Here is a 19445-nt window from a genome sequence, read left to right as displayed (position 1 = left end):
CATTAAAGAAATGTTCTATTTATTCTTACATTGAACCGGCGTACACTTCAACTGTCTATTTCCCCGAAAGGAGGACGCAACCATGAATACAGAAATTGTGGCTCGGCATCCCGAGATCGATGACACCCTGCGCAGGTACGTGCTTCGCCGCGTGCGCTCGGCCATCAATCAACTTTCGACCCAGATCAAAAACATCACAGTGAAACTGGATCGGCGCACTGCCAAACAAGCCGACCAGCGCAACTGTGTGATTGAAATTCGAATCGACGGGCAAGCGCCCGTGATCGTAGACAGCGCCGGGCCGCATTGGCTTAGCGCAATTGACCAGGCAGTTGAATCAGCAGCCCGTGCTGTTCGCCGCCAACTGAAAAACACCCTTCACCAGGTGACCCCCCATTTGCAATTGTTGAAAGGACAACACGCATCATGAAACGCATTGTTTTATTTTTAGCCACCAACGTCGCCATTATGGTGGTACTGGGCATAACCGTGCATGTACTGGGCTTGAACCAGTTCATGGCCGGGGGTCAGCTAAACCTGACCATGCTGCTGGCATTCAGTGCTGTACTGGGTTTTGGTGGTTCATTCATCAGCTTGCTGATCAGCAAAAAAGTAGCCAAGTGGAGCACCGGCGCACAAGTGATTGAAACGCCACGCAACCCCACCGAGCAATGGCTGGTTAGCACGGTTCAGCGCTTTGCGGACAAAGCCGGCATTCCCATGCCGGAAGTGGCCATTTACGAAGGCGCACCCAACGCATTTGCCACTGGCCCCAGCAAAAGCAATTCGCTAGTGGCAGTAAGCACTGGTTTGCTGCAAAGCATGAGCCGCGAAGAGGCCGAAGCCGTGCTGGCCCACGAGGTGGCCCACATCGCCAATGGCGACATGGTAACGCTGACGCTGATTCAAGGCGTGGTGAACACCTTTGTGTTTTTCCTGGCCCGCGTGGTGGGCTTTATGGTGGATCAGTTTTTGCGCAAAGACGATTCCGAATCTAGCGGCACCGGCATGGGTTACTTCATCACGGTAATCGTGATGGAAATTACCTTGGGTATTTTGGCGTCCATCATCGTGATGTACTTCTCGCGTCAGCGTGAATTCCGTGCCGACTCCGGCGCGGCCTGGTTAATGGGCAACAAGCAACCCATGATTTCCGCGCTGAAGCGTTTGGGTGGCATGCAGGCGGGTGAACTGCCCTCGAATATGGCTGCATCCGGTATTTCAGGCAAAGGTGGCGTAATGGCCTTGTTCAGCAGCCACCCACCCATTGAGCAGCGCATTGAAGCACTGGTACAGCAGCGATAAGTTGCTGGTGTACTGATAAAAAACCCGCCGAAGTTTGGCGGGTTTTTTTGTGGGCGGGTGTTTCACATTACCCGGCGAACCTTCCAGAATGTTTTGCGCCAGTACAAGTCGTCTAGCCTGCTGATGGTAACGCCCACCTTGGTAGAGGCATGAAGAAACTTACCATCGCCCAAGTAGAAGCCAACATGCTTGGTGGTATAACCCGTTCTGAAAAATACAAGATCGCCAACCTGAATGGCATCACGTGCAACCTCCTCGCCCATGTGCATTTGCTGGGTCGTAGTACGTGGTGCCTTGATTTGAAAGTGCGTGCTCAAGGTTTGTTGCACAAACGCTGAACAATCAATTCCTGCCTTTGAGTTGCCACCTAATTTGTAAGGTGTGCCGCGCCATTGTCGGAACTGCGCCAGCAAACGTTGTTGAACTTCACCGTTTCCTGCGGCATCGCCAAAGAAAAGCGAACCGTCTTCAAGCACAAGAACATCCGATGGCTCATCGGGCGCAGTTGCACAGGCTTGCAAAACCAGTACCGCGCACAACAGCAGGCTTCGCCACTTCAGCGTGTAGCCAGGCTTAAACAACCGCCTTCCTTTCACTGAAGCGAAGCAAACCCTTCACGAAACGGTAAAGCAGCCACAAGCTTAAAATGCCGTACACAATAAAGCCCACGCCAAAGACCATGGTGATCATGGCCACCACGAACCAGAACATGCCGATCCAGAAGGTTGCAATAAGCCAGTCGTAGTGGCTGTAATAAATGGTGCCCGCAGACTCTCCACGCTTCACGTAACAAATAATGAGGGCGATCAAGATGGGAATGAATGCAGTGAAAATGCCCACAGCACCCAGTATGTAGGCCACCAGCACAATGGTGCGGTTGGACTCTTCCTGATTGGAAACCGGATTGGGTTGATAGCTCATCAAGTAACACCCGTGTAATCGTTGACAATTTATTTTAGACGACCCAGGGTGCTCAAAATTCAAAGTACCGGCATTGAATGCAAAAAACCCCGCGAAGGCGGGGTTTGCAATTGAAGTTGCGCGGTGCTTACAGCTTTAAGGCTGCAATACCTGCACGTGCAATTTGTGCGTCTTGGTCTGATTTCACACCGGAAACACCCACTGCGCCCACCACTTGCCCATCGACCACAATGGTCACGCCGCCTTCCAGCAGACCATCCACATACGGCGCAGTTACAAAGGCGGTACGGCCGTTGTTGATCACGTCTTCAAGAATTTTGGTGTCTTTGCGGGCCATGGCGGCCGACTTGGCCTTGGAAGGGCCAATGTGCGCGCTCATGGGGGGTGCGCCATCCAAACGGATCAAACCCAGCAGGTGGCCACCATCATCGGCCACGGCAATGGTCACTGCCCAGGCATTGGCTTCCGCTTCTACGCGGGCCGCGTTCAAAATGGCTTGCACATCGTCAGCAGACAACATCGGTTTGGTTTTCATCAAATTGCTCCAATTCGGTTTAAAAATTCAAACCGAAGTATGCGGCACACTTCCTGTGGTGGCTACACAGGAAGTCCCTAACCCAAGCAGAAAATTAAGGGTTGCAGGCCAAGCCAGTGTCAGCGGCATCACAAGAAGAGGGCTTGCCAGCACCGCCCTCACCCTCGGTGGCAGGACTTCCCGGGCCAACTTCCACAACCACGCCATTGATGATTTTTCCAGCCACATTTTCGGTTCTGACCACCGAGCGGGTTTGCTCCTGACGGGCCAGAACCACAGCGCCTTGCGCTGTGGTCAAAGCTGCATTTTCTTGAGGCGAAAGCAACAAGCTGCCGTTATAAACCACGGGTACGCGATTCAGGCTGCGCGCCCCGTCATAGAAGAAGGCCTGCATCCCGTTTCGCTCTGGGCCAGCCAGATAAACCACCTGCCCAGGAAGCAGGTTACTTCCCTCAAACGGCAACACCGTGAGAAAACCGCCCAACCCAGGCCTGGAAATGTCACCCACTTCAACGCGAATGGCACCCGCACTGCCGGGCAAACCATTCGCCGATGACTCCCCGAAACTGGCAACCGGGCCAGATCCACCTACCGCGCCATTCAATGGAATGGACAAGGTTAAACCAGCATAGGAACGGGCCGTGCCCACTGCCACATCGTTGTACGGCATACGCGCCCGAATCAGTGACTCCTGGCCTTGCGTGGCCAGGCCCCTTGATCGAATGGCAATCACATCCGCCTCCACACCTTGCGCCCCCACAGTCAACTTCACATTGTTGTTTACTGCAAACAAGCTGGCGCCGCGATTGGGCAAATAATCGAACGGCGACGAAAAATGATCGCCTGACAATGCACTGATCTGCCCGTTGATCTGGTTGTCCTTCGTCAGCACCACCGACCCATTCTGTATTGCCATGAACCGGGTTAGTGAACCCGCCGCAGTGGTAATTTGCCCGCCTGTTTGCTCAATGGCTGTACTTGCCAGGCTGATTCGCCCCAAACCCGTAATCGGGTTGACCGCTTCCTTGGCAGAAAAAACATCCAGTGTCGGTGGCAACAACAAAGCAATTTCAGCAGAGGACAAAGGACGGGGCACACCATGTGCAGCAAATGTCAACGTACCACCGGACTGCTCAATATTCCCCAGCAGAAACAAGCGGCCGTCGGCAACAATGTTGCCGCCCCGACTGTTCAAATTCAGCAACTGCAAATCATTGCGTGCAGCAATATTCGTTTGCTCGGCAGTTGCGCTAACAAGTCCTGCAAACCGATTGCTTGAATTCGACAAATTGATTGTTCCGCCCAAAGCAGCCAGTTCTGTGTTGCCACGCACCTCAAGCGCACTCCCACCAGCCTGCTCTTGAGAAATCTGATTGGCGTTCACGGTCAAATTCTTGTCGAACTGTGACCGGGCAAACCTGACATGCTCACCTTGCAGGTTTGCATTCCCATTCACATTCAGCGTTAAAGTTGCAGTTGAGGACCCCACATTTGCATTGAAATCGCCAGCAGTGCGAAGCACTACCTCATCAGAAGAGTCAATCTGGACAGTGCCCGCAAACCGGTTGGATGAGTTGCTCAACACAATCCGGTCTGCACTCAGCAAGGCGTCACCCAAACTTGCTGCGCCATTTTGGGTTAAATCACCGGTCAGAAATATCTGGCTGTCACCGAGCACAGCGCTTTGTCCCAGCACCAAATCATCGGCTCGCACTGTCAAATCACCTTGAACTTGAGCGCCAAGCCGCAAGTCATCCGCACGGACCGTCAGTGAATTGATATCAGTGATTTCTAAGTCCGGGTTTGAAGCAGCACGCGCTTGAACAAGCACGTCGCCCACGAAGTCATTGCTTGACTGGCTCAGTTCTGCCTTGCGCACGGTCAAGGTGGTTTGCCCCTGAACCAACAGCGCAGAATTTTGGTCCACTTTGTCGGCAACCACATTCAGTGTTTGAAGCTGACCCAGTGCACCCAAGGTTACTTCATCCGCGGTCAGCGACACATTGCCGAGGTTTGCACCTGTCACGGACAATGTACCCGAACTGTTCAAATTCGCTTCGACAGCATTTTCGATCCGGACAGCACCATTGAATTGATTGTCTGAGTTACTGAGGTTTACATTTTCGGACTGCACCAACATGGAAGAACCTGTTTGCAGCGCGTTACTTTGATCGACGTGCTGAGCCGTAAACTGCGCACTGCCGTTGACCTGACCCGAAACGCTCAGGGTGTTTGCATCAACCACGTGAACATTGCCAGAGGCATTGAACACCACTTCGCCCTGAAAATCATTGGCGGAATGATCAAGTGTCGCAGTGTTCACGTTCATCAAGGTACTGCCCGCCACCGACAAGGCACCACTTTGCTCCAGGGTTCTGGCGCTTGCCTCCAACTGCCCCACACTGCCCTGCACGCTCAAGGTGTTTTGGTCACGCAATTGCGCAGCCCCTTCCACCTCTAAATTCAGCGCACCTTGGAAGTCATTGTTGTTCAGAAGTTCAACATTTTCGCCTGCCAGATTTGTTTCACCACTCACCCTGACTACCTGATTGGCCTGGTCCGATTGCACAATGCCTTTTGCCCGCGCATTCAAATGGCTGGCTGACAAATTGGTGAAAGTCAGTAACTCTTGTGCAGAAACATTGAGCTCACCAACAGTACCCCCCACAGTCAGCTCATTTCCATCAGCCAAATTCACCACCCCGGCATCTGCAAGAATCAATTCGCCCGCAAATTTGTTATCCGCATGAGTCAGTTCAACGACTGGTGCCGCCAGCGTTAGTTGACCGCCAGTACTGACAGCCTCACTCTGTGTAATCAAATTCGCCTGCAGACGTGCTGCCCCTGTCACTTCAAGGCGGTTTACTTCAATGGTGGAGGCTGTCAAATTACCGCTAACAACTTTCAAGTTGTCGCTGCCGCCTGCGATCAGGGTTCCATTCTCAGCGTTTGCACTCAGGCTTTGAGAAACACCCTGAATTTGCAAATCATTCTGGTCGCTCACCGTGGTGTTGCCGGCAACAGCCAAATTCAGAATGCCCTTGAAATCATTGCCCGCACTATTAAGCAACACAGATTGCGCACTCAACAAGGCACCGCCATTGATCTCGAGTGCCGTAGAATCAATTTGGGAAATCTGCCCTCCTGCTTCCGCAGTCAATTGACCTGAATTGATTGCACCCAATTCAAGGTTACCGCCCGCAACGGCACTCAGGCTTTCGGCGCTTCCTGCCACCCGCAGCTTGTTTTGTGCTTGAACACTGGCTGCCTGCCCGGCCTGCACTGCAAGCTCCCCGCCAAAGCGGTTTGCCCCATGAGTCAACAAAATATTCGTCGCTATGGCTTGCGCAGCACCCGACACGGCCAGTGCACCAGATTGTTCTATATTTCCTTCAGCAAAAACTTCCAGCGTGTTTGTAGTCCCCTGAATGCGTACGTTGTTGCTGTCGCGAAGGGCTGCACTGCCATTGACATTCAGCACCACATCACCCTGAAAATCATTACCCGAGGCGTTGAGGTTGACCGCATTCGCATTGATTTGTGTTTGTTCAGCCACACGTAAAACGGAACTCGCACCTTGCTCAAGCTGTTGCGCCAAAACTTCCAGCCGCCCCACGTTGCCCTGCACGCTCAAGGTGTTTTGGTCACGCAATTGCGCAGCCCCTTCCACCTCTAAATTCAGCGCACCTTGGAAGTCATTGTTGTTCAGAAGTTCGACATCTGCCGCAATCAGATTTGTTTCGCCACTCACCTGAACCACGCTATCGGATGAGCTTGTTTGATCGATTCGCTGTGCACGCGCACTCAAACTGTTCGCTTGCAAACGCCCCAAAGTCAAACGCTCGTTTACATCCACATTTAATTGCTCAGCAGTGCCACGCAATGACAACTGATTGGTGTCTGCAATATTGGCGTTGCGAACACCATTCAGAACGACGTCTCCGCGAAAGTCGTTGCTCTCCAAACCAAGAGAGACCGTGTCTGCTGTCAGTGTCAATGTACCGCCAGTGTCGACAGCCTGGCTTTGGCCAATTGAATTGGCTTGGAAAACAGCACTCTCGGACACGAGTACCCGACTCAATTCGATGTTCGACGCTGTCAATGTTCCATTGACGAATTCAAGACTTTCACTGCCACCGGCAATCAGAGTTCCATTGCCAGCATTGGCAATCAAATTCTGAACCTCACCCTGAATTTGAAGATCATTTCTGTCCCGAATTTCAGCCGCGCCTTCTGTCGTTAAATAGACGACTCCCTGGAAATCGTTGTCGCTGTTGTTCAAACGAATGCTTTGCGCACTTAGTGCTGCCAACTGGCCTACAGTGAGCGCACTTGCAGAATTCTGAACAATTTGACCGCTAGAAATTGCATTCAGGGTTTCAACACGGGTAGTACCCAGCTCAAGGTTTCCGCTTGCGCCAACATTCAGTTCATCGGCCAAGGCTGAAAGCCTTAAGTTGCCATTGCTCTGTATTGTGGCGTTCTGCAGTGCTTGCAGACTTACTTCACCACCAAACTGGTTGGACTCGTTGTTCAAATTCACTGTGCGCCCGTTGAAACGGGACGCACCGTTCACACTGACAGCACCGGTTTGCTCGAGAACGTCGCCAGCCTGGATATTCAAGGTCTCAGCCTGCCCCTGGATACGAATGTCATTCATGTCTTGCAGCGCCACCTGCCCGGCATTGTTGAGTATCACACGACCCTTGAAATCGTTCGATGACTCGAGCAACTCAACATCGCTCGCGCCCAAGGTAGTCACCCCCTCCACAGTCAATGCTCCCTGCTGGCGCACACGCCCACCATTCAGAGTCAAATCTCCGATCGCCTGCAAGCTGTTCAGTTCCAATTGGTCCGCATTCAGCAAAATCTCTGGGGCATCCAGTTGGCTTGTTGACAGCACACCCCTTGCAGTCGCATCAATCAAGCTGGCTTTTCCTGCAAGCTCGAGATCACCTGATGCATGCACAGCGGCTGCACCAGTCAAATCCAAACCGACCGTACCGGCAAAGATGTTGTCGCTTGAAGTAGCAAGATTAACTGTTCCGCCTGCCAAGAAAGTGTTGCCGTTTGCGATCAAGGCACCTTCCTGTCGAATTGCATCGGCACGGATCGTCAGGTCGCCCTGCGCAGTCAATCCATCAATAATCGCGGTTTGAGCTTCAACACCCAGTGCATTGACCACACCACCCACACGCAACTCGTTTGCATCCTGCAAAGACGCCTGCTCGCCCACACTCAAGTGAACAACACCAACAAAATCATTGTCGGTGCGACGCAGTTCTATTTCGCCTGCATTGAAACGACTTTCACCATGAACTGTCACTGAACCGTTTTGCGCAATACGCTGTGAATGAAGCACCAGGTTTTCAGCTGTCAATTCGCCCAGTGTCACCTGGCCCGATCCAGCAAGTGGCGTTGATGCTTCCAGTGAATTCACCTGCCCCTGTACCTCAACGCTGTTTCTGTCAAACAGCCCCACTTCACCGGCTTCCAGCAAATTAACCGAACCCACAAAATCGTTCGTGGTGTTGTTCAGGTTCACAAACTGCGCTTGTTCGATCGTGCTCATTCCAGCCACAGTCAGCGGCGCATTGCCTTGAATGCTGTCTGCCCGCAAGGTCAAATTACCAGTCACGTTGAATGCACCAGCAAGCTCGATCGAATTCGCCTGAAGTCTGGTTTCACCAGCCTCTCCACTAACATTCAACAAATTGGCATCGTGAATTTGCGCTGCTTGCCCGACATCCAAATGAACCGCACCCGCAAAATCATTGGCATTGTTCGCAAGTTCAAGATGGTTCGCAGTCAGTTGTGTTGAACCGGATACAGCAATCGCGCTGTCTGGATCTGCGCCATCGATGTGGCGTACAGCATTCGCATTCGCAGTCAAAGACCTGGCTTGCAATCGACCCAGTGAAACCACACCCGCAGTCGCATCAGTCGACACGATCGTGATATCACCCACCTGCCCGCCCACCTGAATTTGATTGCGATCGGCCAAATTGACTTCGGCCGTGTCAACACCGTCAAGAGAGACCTGTCCGACAAAGTCATTGGACAGGTCAAGGTTTACTGTAGATGCATTCCGAATGTGGGTAATGCCCTGCACATCGATGCCTGTGGTTTGACCAATCGTGCCCGCATCGAGACTTAAATCTCCGGCAACATTCAATCCACTCAAGACAAGATTTTCTGCTTGCAGTGCCGCATTGTTGACCTGACCCGCCACCTCAAGACGCCCGCGGCTGCGCAGTTCTGCCTGTGAGGTCACATCCAGCGTGACCAGGCCCGCAAACTCATTGCCGTCCTGATCCAAAGTCGCGCTGTTGGCAAGCAGTGTGCTTACCCCACTTACCCTCACGGCAGTATCGCCCAGCTGGCTTAATTGAGCTGCGTCAACATCCAGGCGGCCAGCGCTCAGATCACCGAGTACCACATCGGCACCGCTCAATACGGCATGGCCGGCTTCACCAGCAACAGTCAGGGAGTGGCTGCCATGCAGTGCCGCTTGCCCTTGAACCACCAAATCAACAACACCCTCAAAACGATTACCGCTGTTGGTCAAATTCAAGCGATCCGCCGTCAGGTGACTACCTGCAGCAACTTCAACTGCGGTATTTTGAGCTTGGTTCACGCTTTGTGCATTGACACTCAGGCTGTTGGCACTCAATTGACCCAGATTGGCTTCAGTCGCCGCACTGATTGCCAAATGATCATTTACATTCAGACCGTTAACGACCACATTCTCGCCAGCGTTCAAAATTGCATTGCCTGCCACCCCCTGAATCTGGAGTTGGTTTGAATCGCTCACGGTAAGTTGCCCGGTGACGTTCACGGCCATGGTGCCTGCAAAATCATTTTGAGCATCCAGCAATTCGACTGCATCCGAGTTCAATACAACATCGCCAGCCACGCGAACGGCATTTTCCTGATCGATGTTGCGGGCAGTGACCTCAAGCAGGGCATTGCCTTGGGCTGACTGGATGTCGCCACTCAAGCGCACTGAGTCGCCCTGCACGATAATTTGTGTGGCCTGGTTTAAATTTGCAACATTGATCACACTGGGCTGCCCACCCACTGAAGAGCTTGCCAGCAAAACGATTTGGCCCCCTTCGGCCATGACTGTGCCCAGTTGCTGGATTACGGCGTTCTCGTGACCCTCAGCCACCTGAAACACCAGATTGCCATCGGCTGTATTCACGTTCACCTGGCCAGCAGCAATCAGTTGAACTTTCGAGTTATTGCCATCTCCTTGCAGCGTTCCATTGTTCTCAATACTCGGGGCAATCAGCAGAATGTCTTTGGCGGAAATTTGGCCATTGTTGACAATGCTTGCGCCAGGGCCATTCAATTCCAGGCCCACCTCATCTGAACCGGATTGCATGCCAGGCTTCAAACTCAAGGTGGAGGCCACCAGCCCGTTCACGCTGACCTGCGCATTGCTGCCAAACACAATCCCGTTTGGATTGATCAAAAACACACGTCCATTGGCTTGCAAATTGCCCAGAATTTGTGAGATGTCCTCGCCCGTTACTCGATTCAAAATCACCGAATTCGCATTGTCTTGAATGAACTGAACCGTTTCACCTGCGTCTATCGAGAACTCTCGCCAGTTGGCGACAGCACGGCTCCCTTCTTGGGTCACCACCGTGGTTTGTGCGTCTGGATTGGTCACAGTGACATTTCCGCCCGGTGAGCTTTGAAAAACAGGAGCCGATTGAATGCCTGCGGCGTAAATCAACAGCACTGCGGCGGCCAGGGGCTTGAGAGGAAAGGAACGTGCGGATGTGCAAATGGCGGAGTTCATGTTCAATACTCGCTTAGAAATAGTAGATGTAGGATGCGAAAATTCTTGGTGACTGGCGCTTCGGATCAGACCTGCGTAGGCCTGCCAACTCCCAGGCCAGACTCAGGTTGAACGTGAATACATCTTGACGATCCCAAGCCACGCCAAGTCCGTAGCCAGCCAGTTCAGCATGGTTGTTGAACCCGCTGGCCTGTGAACTTGCATCGTGTCGCAGTTGTACGCGGCCTTGGTCATAGAACACGTTGAATGACAATTCACGCGCGTAACTGTCGAGCCAGGCTGCCGAGGGCAAATAACGGGCCTCCAGTGTGAACAGGTCGCAGCTGTCACCCGAGGTTTCACCTTGTGCAAAAGCGCGCACTGCTGTGGCACCGCCCAGCGAACATTGCTCACTGCTGTCAAGATTGTCGAATGCCTGCTGACCACGCGCATACGCCCACAACATCAGCTTTCCGGGCACAATCGACTGCAAACGCCCCAAAGAATAGTTGGCCCGCATCGCGCTTAGATCATCATCAAGACCAAACGGAACGCCACCGGGGTAATTCACCTTGCTTTCTTCGTAAGTCAGATTGAAGAAGTTCAAGCCCCCCCCCGCAAAACTGTCGCGGGAATCGCCGCTTAAACCCAACTTGAACGAGTCGATTTCCTTGACCGTTTCCAGCCCACTCAAGGTTTGTCGATCTGTGAATTCTTTCTGGTCAAAGCCCGCCAAAGCGAATAGATTCAAATTGCGCGAACGCAGCAATGGGTACAGTGCAAAAGCGCCAATTGATTCCGCATCACCATTCAGGCCCAAGGGGAAATCATCTTCACTCAGCTGGTAATTCACCGTGGATACGTTCACACCCAACTTCAACCCATCGGAGCCCACGGGCAGTGTGTAGCCCAGCAAAGTAAAATCAAGCCCACCAGTGTCCGACTTTAGGTGGCTGACCGACAGTGAATCCCCAAGCCCCAAGGGACTTTCCCACGAGAGCGTGGCAATGCCACGGTAGGTACCTGCAAAACGCGAGCCGTTGGCATCCAAGCCAAGGCTTCCGGTCAGCGGTCTGTCATTCGTGGGTGTTGCCACCAGAATGGCCTGTCCGGCTTGAGTACCCGGCTTGATGGCAAAAGACATTCGAATACCGCGCAAGTCGTTCAGCAGGAAAACAACGCGCTCTACTTCATCCACGCGAATGATTGAGCCCGTCTTCAGTTTGGCCAAATGCGACAGGATGATCTCGCGTTTTACCCGGAGTTCGTCTTCCGGCCACACCACCTCCACTGACTCAAGCACGCCCGGCAATACTGCAATGCGAACCACGCCATTTTTAATATCCTGAGCAGGCAAGTACGCATAGGCCAGGTACAAACCCAACTCCCGCTGAAGGTAGGCTGTGACCAGTTGCGCTGCGCTACTGAGGTCTTCAAACGATCGACCTGCCCCCACATACGGCGCCAACAATGCCTCAAGCGCTTGTTGGTGTTGAGGGTCTATTTCATCAATGCGGTAAGCGGTGACATCAATTGAAATGTCATTCAAAGGTTTGCCGAGCTCGGGCGCAGCTTTTTGGGACAACTGATTGTCGATCTCGGGTGTTGTCGATTGTTCTCGGCTCGATTCGACAGGTTTGGCATTCAACAGGGTGGACGGAGTATCAACCTGGGCCTGCAAAGGCAGAGCAAACATCGCACAAAAAGAGGCAAGTAAAAATCGAAAGGAAAACATGGCGGGAACACTTAAAGAATGAGGGCGAACGCGATTGAAGCATCAATCCGGGAAATACAAAAAAAGGGTCGTTGGCATGGCATCAACCGTTCGAATGACCCCCTTCCCCCACAAAAAGAACCATGCTGCTTAAATTGTCTGCTCGACCTGTTGCACGGCCCAGGGCAAGCCGGTGAATATGCGAACAACAATCCCCTTGATCCCAAAGACTCAAACCCAGCAGACCAAGCTCTGCATCACTGAAATGCTCCCAGAGCCCGTCAGAGCACAACAAAAACCAGTCGCCGGGCGACACCGTGCACACATCTGAAATATCAACAATGAGTTCCGATGGCTGCTCGCCCAGGGCGGTGTAAAGTGTGTTGCGGGCGGGAGGCAATCGGGACGGCTGATGATCGGCCATCCACTGCAACATGCTGTGGTCACGGGTTCTCGACACCAGGATATCCTGATTAAACCGGTATAGACGCGAATCACCCACATGCAGCCACAGGGCCTGTCGGCTTAAACGATTGATCACAAGGGCACAAAGGGTGGTGTGCATGTCCCGCAATTCGGCATACAACTGTTGCATTTCAAGAATACGTTTGTTCACCTGGTTCACCAGCGCACGCAAGTGAGCCTGACAAACAGTCGGATTCAACAGAAACAACTCGACAAACAAATCCACGGCCTGCTGCGCGGCAACCCGGCCACCGTGATGCCCTCCCGCGCCGTCTGCAAGTACACACACCTGCCACTCACCCACAACCCCGTGCTTCAAGGCATCCTGATTCTCTGCGCGATCACCCTGGTCGCTGCGAGACACCACACGCAGTGAAACCGACCGGGGTTCACCACACGCACCAAGTTGAACAGTCAACTCCACAGCTCGCCCAACTTTTGATAACGCTCGCAATAAAGATCCCACAAGCGGGCTTTTCGAGACGAAGCAATTTTCAGATTGAATCCACCCTCATGCGCAAGCACCTCGGAAATCAATTCTGGGTTCAATTCTGTTTGTATCTGACCCATCACCTGTTGAACCTGGGCAATGCTTAACTGCATGTGCGCGAGCAAATCCTCGCGGGCCTGTTCCAAGGCTTGGTCAGCTGGCAAGTACCCCGGAGAAAGCCCGCCTGTCAACAAGGCCATGGCATCGTCCACAGTCTTCGAGAACTTCAAGGGATTGTTGCCTTTGCCGGACAGTGAGGTGTAATCACCGCCCAATTCCGTTTTGTACAGCCGCCGTGCCTGCAACAGCTGCATATACCCTTGCACGCATATGCGCAGCAATTGTTTGACTGTGGCCAGCTCGTTTTCCAAATCGCTGTATTCGGTGGGTACCGCCAATGTTTCAGGCGCTTGCTGCCGTGAGCCCACATACATGCGTTGCGCCAGTACAGGCACTTCCCCGGGGTCAGAAGATGGTCCGGCAACCTGACACTGATCGGTATCACGCAACAGCTCATCAATATGAATGGACTGCGCAGCCGGCGACAACAAGAAGTCAAGTGGATCCGGCTCATGTTGCTGCCAGTGACCCTGCTGGATTTTTTCCAGAACGATCGAGTAGTCGCCAAGTTTGAGAATGTCACCGGGCATCAAAAGCGTACGTTGGGACGGACTCATTGGCCTGCCATTGACTTGAGTGCTGTTGGTGCCCAAATCACTCCAATAGCATTGTCCATTCTCAAGATCGATCCTGGCATGCTGGCGCGAAATCACCCTGCTTGCATCGGCCAGTACCCAATCGCAATCGATTGCCCGACCAATTACACCGCCATGCAGCGGCACAATCCAGTCGCATGCAGAAGGTGGTAACAGGCAGTTCGATTGAATTTTGAATACCCAACTTGAATTCATGTTGAAGCCTTATCGCAGCACAAAAACATCACCGCCCAACACACCCACATGCATGGGAATTTGAAACACGGCGCCGTCATCATTCATTTGGAATTGCAGGAGCGACTGGTACTGACTGTTGAGCAGTGCATAGACTGCGGCGCCACGAACAGGAAGCAAACACCAGGATTTCGGATCCCAAACTTCGTCAGGTAGAACACCCTGCTCAGTGACTTGCTGAAGATGCATTTGAAAATCACGATGAACCTGTTGCGCATCCAGCCCATAAGCGATGGCTATCTCCCTGTTCCTGACTGAAAAACAGGGCAACAGCAAACTGACTTTTTTCTCTTGAAACTGGCGCAAAAGATTGAAAACAAAATCCTGAATTCTTTGCACATCTTGCTCATCGCCGCTTGCTTGCATCACATCCAGGTATCGCCATCTCGGAAATGACACGGGCAGATCAACACATACATCTATCAATCGATTGCTCGCCAGTCGCTCTCCACGCGAGACGGATTTTTCAAATTCATACAACACCTGCGGCTGAACAAGTGCGTCTGCGCCTCGGTCCTTTTGCAACTCGACACACAAACGACCGTGGATATTTTTCAACACGCCGTCCAGCAAAACCAGTTGAATCCGGTTTTCACCAGACTGTATAAACTCATGCACCGGCAGACGGATTTCCTGCCCTGCTGGCAGTTTGCACAGAACCATGCCATTGAGACAAAGCAGTGCATCTGACCCATGGCTTATGGCACGAATCAACAAGGTTTTATCCATTGGCCAGATTCCAGTCAGCGATACGTGCCGGTGGCAACAACGACCTGGAACCAGAAGACCTTCCCAGCAGGGGGTCTGCCAACTGCCAGTGATGACGCAACTCGGAGTGGCTCAAACTCAATACCAGTTCGATGCAGTGCGTGTCTGGATTGATCTGGGCTTGCAACGTGATTTGCAGGTATCCAGCCAAACCAGGTGGAGTACTCAACACCGCCTGACCGACTTTCAGGGGTGCTGTGCAACTCACCACCAACGGTACCCTGTGCTCCTGGATCAAGAAGGGAGTTTCAAGGGGCAGTTGTCCCTCATCCAGTGATTGCGACAAGCGCCATTGAAGGTGTGCATTTTGCTCAGGTTGTACAGTCAAGTCCATGTGTACGCCCTTGTGCATCAAGTTGGCGTGCCATTGAATTGCATTAGATTGAATGCTCACCGATGCTTCGCCTTGCACCTGAAACTGAAACTGCTGCCCGACCTGCTTCCATGCGGCAAGCAACTGAACTGTGCATTCAAGCAATGGTTTGTGCAGCAACACCTGGGGTTCAGTCAGGGAACCGACCGATTGCCAGGAGGCTTGAAGTGCCTGCTCATCAACATGGGGGCATTCAAGCTGCCTGCCCAGCTTGAACAGCAACTGCCTTGCATCCACAAGCTCGACATGCTGTAGAACCTTGAACCCGTTTGAATGAAACATGCCGAAACTGCACTGAGCCACCACAGGCTTGAGGCTGGGTACCGTGGCACCGCGCGGTAATACTTGCAGGCAGACTCGCTGAATTAATGCATGGGGAGTGAATTTTGCAGACACCCTGTGCTGAAAGCCCGAATCGGTGCGCAGTTGATTGACCTGCGCAGGCAAGGCGGGCAAATGATCCGGGTTCACCATGCCATCATGCGTACAGGCCATGCACAGGTGTGCAGAAACTTCTTTAGAAGTCACAACGCCCAAGGGCTCAACGCGATTGATTGGCACAAGCCAGGCCTCATCAAACCGACCCAGCCCTACAAACAGGTGCTGTATTCGATCCAGGCTTGCCTGACACTGCACGGGGTCAACACATTGCACCACACACTGCTGCACAAATGCCTGAAACAAATTGCCCGTGTGCAAAGCCTGAAGTAGTTCATTGAGACCACACACCTCCGTCAACACACAATAAAGCGCTTGAGTCTGCTCAGCTGCGCCGTACAGCCCATGTTCCGAGAACTTTGAAACGCATGCGGCAATCCACGTGTTGAAATCAGCTCGCTGACTGTAGCCATGACTGGTATCAAGATCGACCAGCACTGCTGACACCCGACGCAGGTGATCTGATTGCGCCAGCTCTGAAAAACGCTCTTTTAAGTCCAGAGTAATCATGGCGAAACCTGTTTGACAAGCAAGCCATCCGGATTGACTTGATACAACTCCACTGCATTTATATTGTCAGCATGATCGTTGGCTGAAAATCCGAACGCTTCAACTGGGCCGAACATGAAATCCAGTTCAGGTCCTTCAAGCGCGCTCAAAGCCAGCTTGAGATAACGTGGGTCAAACCAGGGCCACACCCGGTTCTGCCCAAGCTCATCCTGTAGAGAACGAATTGTCCTGAGCTGATTTTTCAGCGCACTGACAGGCTGCGCATTGAGCACAACAATGTAGCCGCGGTCTATCGGTTTCCATGGCCAATGCGCGGTGGACTTTGCTGCGAAACTAGAGAGCTCTAACAGGCTCACCGGGCAGTCCAGCGGAATGACGCCTCCAACGATTTTCCCGGAGAACGAGGGAAATTCAGCAAGTACTTTTCCGGATGAAATCAGATCTCGCGGGGCAACTCCGTACACACTCAACATGACATGGGATCAGGAAATCGGGTCGAGTGGAGGCTCAACCACAGAGGGAGCCACGGCCTGTTCGGGTGGCGAAGGTGATGCACTCGCTGCAACCGAACCACCACCGCCTGAATTGACAGAAATTGCAGGGCCGCTCATGGTAATTCCGGCTGCCGAGATCGACAGGGAGGAACCACCCACATTCAATGAAAGCGTAGAACCAGCACTCAGTTTCAACGCGCCCCCCGCTTTCATGTTTCCTTGAGCCAAGGTGCTTAAATTCAAATTGCCAGTGGCCTCCAGGTCGGTACTGCCGCCAGATTTGATCGACAGTTGACCTGTAGTACTGACTGCAATTTGCCCCTGATTGATCAAACCCAACAATCCCTGAACCTTGGCCAACAGATCGTCATTCACAGTCAAGTGCAAGGCTTTTTCAATTTGCTGGCTGACCTGACCCAACACGGTGCGGGAAACGTCTGCCTTGATTTCTTCAATCAAATTGCCATGAATCAAGCTGTTTGAATTGCCGCCAATTTCCGTATTGCTGTTGTTTTTGATCAGGCTGAGATAATCTTTCTCGGCTTGAAACCAAACATATTCGCTGCCAATTTTGTCTTCGAATCGAAGCTCGTTGAAATTGGAGGGCCCACCCTGTTCAGTGGATTGCGTGCGCCAGCCTGATACAGTTTTGTGATCCGGAAGAGAGTAGGGAACAGTTTGCTCGGCGTTGTAAACAACACCAGTAATCAAGGGGCGATCCGGGTCGCCTTCCTCGAAAGACACCACTACTTCCTGACCAATGCGCGGCACGGCAATGAAACCCCAACCTTTGCCTGCTACTGGCGTTGCAACGCGAACCCAACACGAACTGTCCTGATTGCGTTTGCCGTATCGATCCCAATAGAACTGCACCTTCACCCGACCGAACTCGTCAGTGTGAATTTCTCGCCCCTCTGGCCCTACAACCAGCGCGGGCAAGGGTCCCTTAACGTGTGGCTTTCTGGATTTGCGTTCGGGGCGAAAAGGTTGGGCCGATTCAATCGCCTCGAAACGACAGTCAAAATCGGACTGTGCACCTCCATTGGCCTCGGGTTCCGCTTCGTAAATTGCCAACTGGGTACTGACAACCAGCAAGCTTTTTGACAATGACGGGTTGTCTTTGCACACCGACGTTAACAGGCAACCTGTGCTCACTCCACGTGCGCTTGTGCTGCCACTAAAAACTTGTTGCCGCGCCAAAGCCTCTTCATGTCGAAGCTTGCTGTAATGCACTCCCTCCCCTTCATCGCTGTACTCACCCGGATACTCAAATACTTCGAAACCCGAGTTGTAAGACTCTGAATTGCCCTGTGACCCGACCAACAAGGAGGTTGAAGGCATTTTGAAGTTGTAGTCGGCCTGCGCATGCTTGGGCGGCTCAATCGACTTTTTGATCGACAGACTGGAAATAACTTCCTCTGAACTTAATCGTCCACCCAGAGAACCGGGATTGTAATCAAGTGACTCGTAACCGGGATAAGGCCCATGGCTTGTACTGGAGTCCACCAGCACCAAGGTGTGCTGGTTCTCTGCATGCTCGAAATAGAAGTAAACGCCTTCCTGCTCAAGCACCCGTCGAATGAAATTCAAGTCGCTTTCGCCAAACTGCACCACATATTCCCAAACCCGTTTTGCCCCCAGGCTGCGATCAGAGAATCGCACGGACGAATGGGTGTGCCGACCAATCACCTCGGCCACGATATCGGGAATGCTTTTGTGCTGGTAAACACGAAACTCCTGATTCTTGCTCAACAACCACGACCATGATTTCAGCTCGAACCGGTAGGCGCAACGCCCACTGGCCACCATGGATGTCTGCTCCATCTCCACAACCACACCATCGAAATAGCGCTTTTGCTGCTCCCGTGTTTCAAAGGCCAGACACAGGTTTTTGCCAAGGAAGTCGTCGGCATGCAAGGTGGCGCTGTCCGATTCAAGCTGAACCGTTGCGGTGCTGTTTTCCGACAGGGACTCCAGAATACGGGCCGACCTGAAATGCAGTTCGTCGAGTGGCACGGAGCCACTCAGGGTGATCAGTCTGTTCATGCGATGAGGTAATTGTTTTGTCAGGGCAAACGGCTGATTTCGACCCGGCGGTTGGCAGGCGCAAACGGGTTGTTCACATCCGCCAGCTTTTCGGCACCTTTGCCCTCAATGCGCAACAGGGCCGGCGAAACTCCTTTGTGGATCAAGTAGCTTTTGACCGCCTTGGCCCTCTCGGCTGAAAGCGTCTGATTCAAAAGTTCATTGCCACTTGCATCAGCGTGGCCGGTGACCAAAACCGGAACCGAATCAGCGGGGCGATTGCTCAACACCTGCGCAAATACATCAAGCTGCTTTTTCAGTTCGGCAGGCAACTCGGCAGAACCCAACTGGAAGTGGGCATTCGGAATCGAGAAACGTACAGCGGGCTTGAAACCCATGCATTTGAAACCATTCTTGCGCAATTCCTCGCAGGCTTCTTCGGGAAACAAGCCCTCTTTGACTTGCTCGGCTGCGGGAACTGTACCTGCCAGATCAACCACCAATGATTCTGCATAACCAGGTGAAAGTACGCCGAAGAAAAATGGCACTGCCACAGAAAACTTCAGGATGCATTTATCAAGCATAGCTACTCCGAAATAGGTAGGAGATTGGTAAAAAAATCACCTTAAAAAATCTCGTGTTAGGATTTTTCGCGACTTGGGCATCGA

14 protein-coding genes are annotated in these 19445 nt (G+C 52.6%); 2 read left to right on the top strand and 12 right to left on the bottom strand.

Translation table 11 applies throughout. The features are described 5' to 3' along the window. Positions 1-82 precede the first annotated feature (82 nt). Together FCS97_RS03960 and htpX are read left to right on the top strand one after the other, a co-directional pair. Positions 83-430 (top strand): HPF/RaiA family ribosome-associated protein, encoded by a 348-nt coding sequence (locus tag FCS97_RS03960; RefSeq protein WP_138516807.1) that lies wholly within the window; start codon positions 83-85, stop codon positions 428-430. Next, complete coding sequence (gene htpX / locus FCS97_RS03955) at positions 427-1305, top strand: protease HtpX (RefSeq protein WP_138516805.1); 879 nt, start codon at positions 427-429, stop codon at positions 1303-1305. Before FCS97_RS03960 ends, htpX begins: the two co-directional genes overlap by 4 nt. Positions 1306-1367: 62 nt before the next feature. Here the strand turns inward: htpX and FCS97_RS03950 are convergent, their stop codons facing one another. From FCS97_RS03950 to FCS97_RS03895, 12 genes are all read right to left on the bottom strand, one after another. Continuing rightward, complete coding sequence (locus FCS97_RS03950; RefSeq protein ID WP_138516803.1) at positions 1368-1886, bottom strand: NlpC/P60 family protein; 519 nt, start codon at positions 1884-1886, stop codon at positions 1368-1370. Further along, positions 1879-2226, bottom strand: a complete 348-nt coding sequence (locus FCS97_RS03945) for a DUF4870 family protein (protein ID WP_138516802.1) — start codon at positions 2224-2226, stop codon at positions 1879-1881. Before FCS97_RS03945 ends, FCS97_RS03950 begins: the two co-directional genes overlap by 8 nt. 127 nt (positions 2227-2353) lie before the next feature. After that, entirely contained in the window at positions 2354-2761 is a 408-nt protein-coding gene (locus FCS97_RS03940; protein ID WP_138516800.1) for a heme-binding protein, read from the bottom strand. Between the two features lie 94 nt (positions 2762-2855). Then, positions 2856-10571 (bottom strand): two-partner secretion domain-containing protein, encoded by a 7716-nt coding sequence (locus FCS97_RS03935; RefSeq protein ID WP_138516797.1) that lies wholly within the window; start codon positions 10569-10571, stop codon positions 2856-2858. Between the two features lie 13 nt (positions 10572-10584). Beyond that, complete coding sequence (locus FCS97_RS03930) at positions 10585-12246, bottom strand: ShlB/FhaC/HecB family hemolysin secretion/activation protein (protein WP_171035158.1); 1662 nt, start codon at positions 12244-12246, stop codon at positions 10585-10587. Positions 12247-12367: 121 nt separating this feature from the next. After that, complete coding sequence (locus tag FCS97_RS03925; protein ID WP_171035157.1) at positions 12368-13147, bottom strand: PP2C family protein-serine/threonine phosphatase; 780 nt, start codon at positions 13145-13147, stop codon at positions 12368-12370. Next, the gene (locus FCS97_RS03920) at positions 13144-14130 is read right to left on the bottom strand and encodes a type VI secretion system-associated FHA domain protein (RefSeq protein ID WP_138516791.1); all 987 of its coding nucleotides are present in this window, start codon (positions 14128-14130) and stop codon (positions 13144-13146) included. The genes FCS97_RS03925 and FCS97_RS03920 overlap by 4 nt, the downstream gene beginning before the upstream one ends. A 9-nt stretch (positions 14131-14139) precedes the next feature. Continuing rightward, complete coding sequence (locus FCS97_RS03915; protein WP_138516789.1) at positions 14140-14898, bottom strand: hypothetical protein; 759 nt, start codon at positions 14896-14898, stop codon at positions 14140-14142. Further along, on the bottom strand, positions 14891-16258 hold the full coding sequence (locus FCS97_RS03910) for a hypothetical protein (protein ID WP_138516787.1): 1368 nt from the start codon (positions 16256-16258) through the stop codon (positions 14891-14893). The genes FCS97_RS03915 and FCS97_RS03910 overlap by 8 nt, the downstream gene beginning before the upstream one ends. After that, positions 16255-16731 carry a hypothetical protein gene (locus tag FCS97_RS03905; protein ID WP_138516785.1) on the bottom strand — a complete coding sequence of 159 codons (477 nt, stop codon included), beginning with the start codon at positions 16729-16731 and terminating at the stop codon, positions 16255-16257. Before FCS97_RS03905 ends, FCS97_RS03910 begins: the two co-directional genes overlap by 4 nt. Positions 16732-16740: 9 nt before the next feature. Further along, a complete protein-coding gene (locus FCS97_RS03900) occupies positions 16741-18798 on the bottom strand; it encodes a type VI secretion system Vgr family protein (protein WP_138516783.1) in 2058 nt (685 codons plus the stop codon). Between the two features lie 20 nt (positions 18799-18818). Beyond that, entirely contained in the window at positions 18819-19361 is a 543-nt protein-coding gene (locus FCS97_RS03895; RefSeq protein WP_138516781.1) for an OmpA family protein, read from the bottom strand. Positions 19362-19445 lie beyond the last annotated feature (84 nt).

It is taken from the genome of Limnobacter alexandrii, assembly GCF_005871185.1.
In the GTDB taxonomy this organism is placed as follows: Bacteria; Pseudomonadota; Gammaproteobacteria; order Burkholderiales; family Burkholderiaceae_B; genus Limnobacter; species Limnobacter alexandrii.
This window is presented reverse-complemented; position numbering and strand designations above follow the sequence as displayed.

Coding starts and splice junctions, on each gene's coding strand:
- FCS97_RS03920 (WP_138516791.1), bottom strand. CDS start 14,130: ATGAATTCAAGTTGGGTATTCAAAATTCAATCGAACTGCCTGTTACCA.
- FCS97_RS03905 (WP_138516785.1), bottom strand. CDS start 16,731: ATGTTGAGTGTGTACGGAGTTGCCCCGCGAGATCTGATTTCATCCGGA.
- htpX (WP_138516805.1), top strand. CDS start 427: ATGAAACGCATTGTTTTATTTTTAGCCACCAACGTCGCCATTATGGTG.
- FCS97_RS03910 (WP_138516787.1), bottom strand. CDS start 16,258: ATGATTACTCTGGACTTAAAAGAGCGTTTTTCAGAGCTGGCGCAATCA.
- FCS97_RS03935 (WP_138516797.1), bottom strand. CDS start 10,571: ATGAACTCCGCCATTTGCACATCCGCACGTTCCTTTCCTCTCAAGCCC.
- FCS97_RS03945 (WP_138516802.1), bottom strand. CDS start 2,226: ATGAGCTATCAACCCAATCCGGTTTCCAATCAGGAAGAGTCCAACCGC.
- FCS97_RS03940 (WP_138516800.1), bottom strand. CDS start 2,761: ATGAAAACCAAACCGATGTTGTCTGCTGACGATGTGCAAGCCATTTTG.
- FCS97_RS03895 (WP_138516781.1), bottom strand. CDS start 19,361: ATGCTTGATAAATGCATCCTGAAGTTTTCTGTGGCAGTGCCATTTTTC.
- FCS97_RS03960 (WP_138516807.1), top strand. CDS start 83: ATGAATACAGAAATTGTGGCTCGGCATCCCGAGATCGATGACACCCTG.
- FCS97_RS03900 (WP_138516783.1), bottom strand. CDS start 18,798: ATGAACAGACTGATCACCCTGAGTGGCTCCGTGCCACTCGACGAACTG.
- FCS97_RS03930 (WP_171035158.1), bottom strand. CDS start 12,246: ATGTTTGCTCTGCCTTTGCAGGCCCAGGTTGATACTCCGTCCACCCTG.
- FCS97_RS03915 (WP_138516789.1), bottom strand. CDS start 14,898: ATGGATAAAACCTTGTTGATTCGTGCCATAAGCCATGGGTCAGATGCA.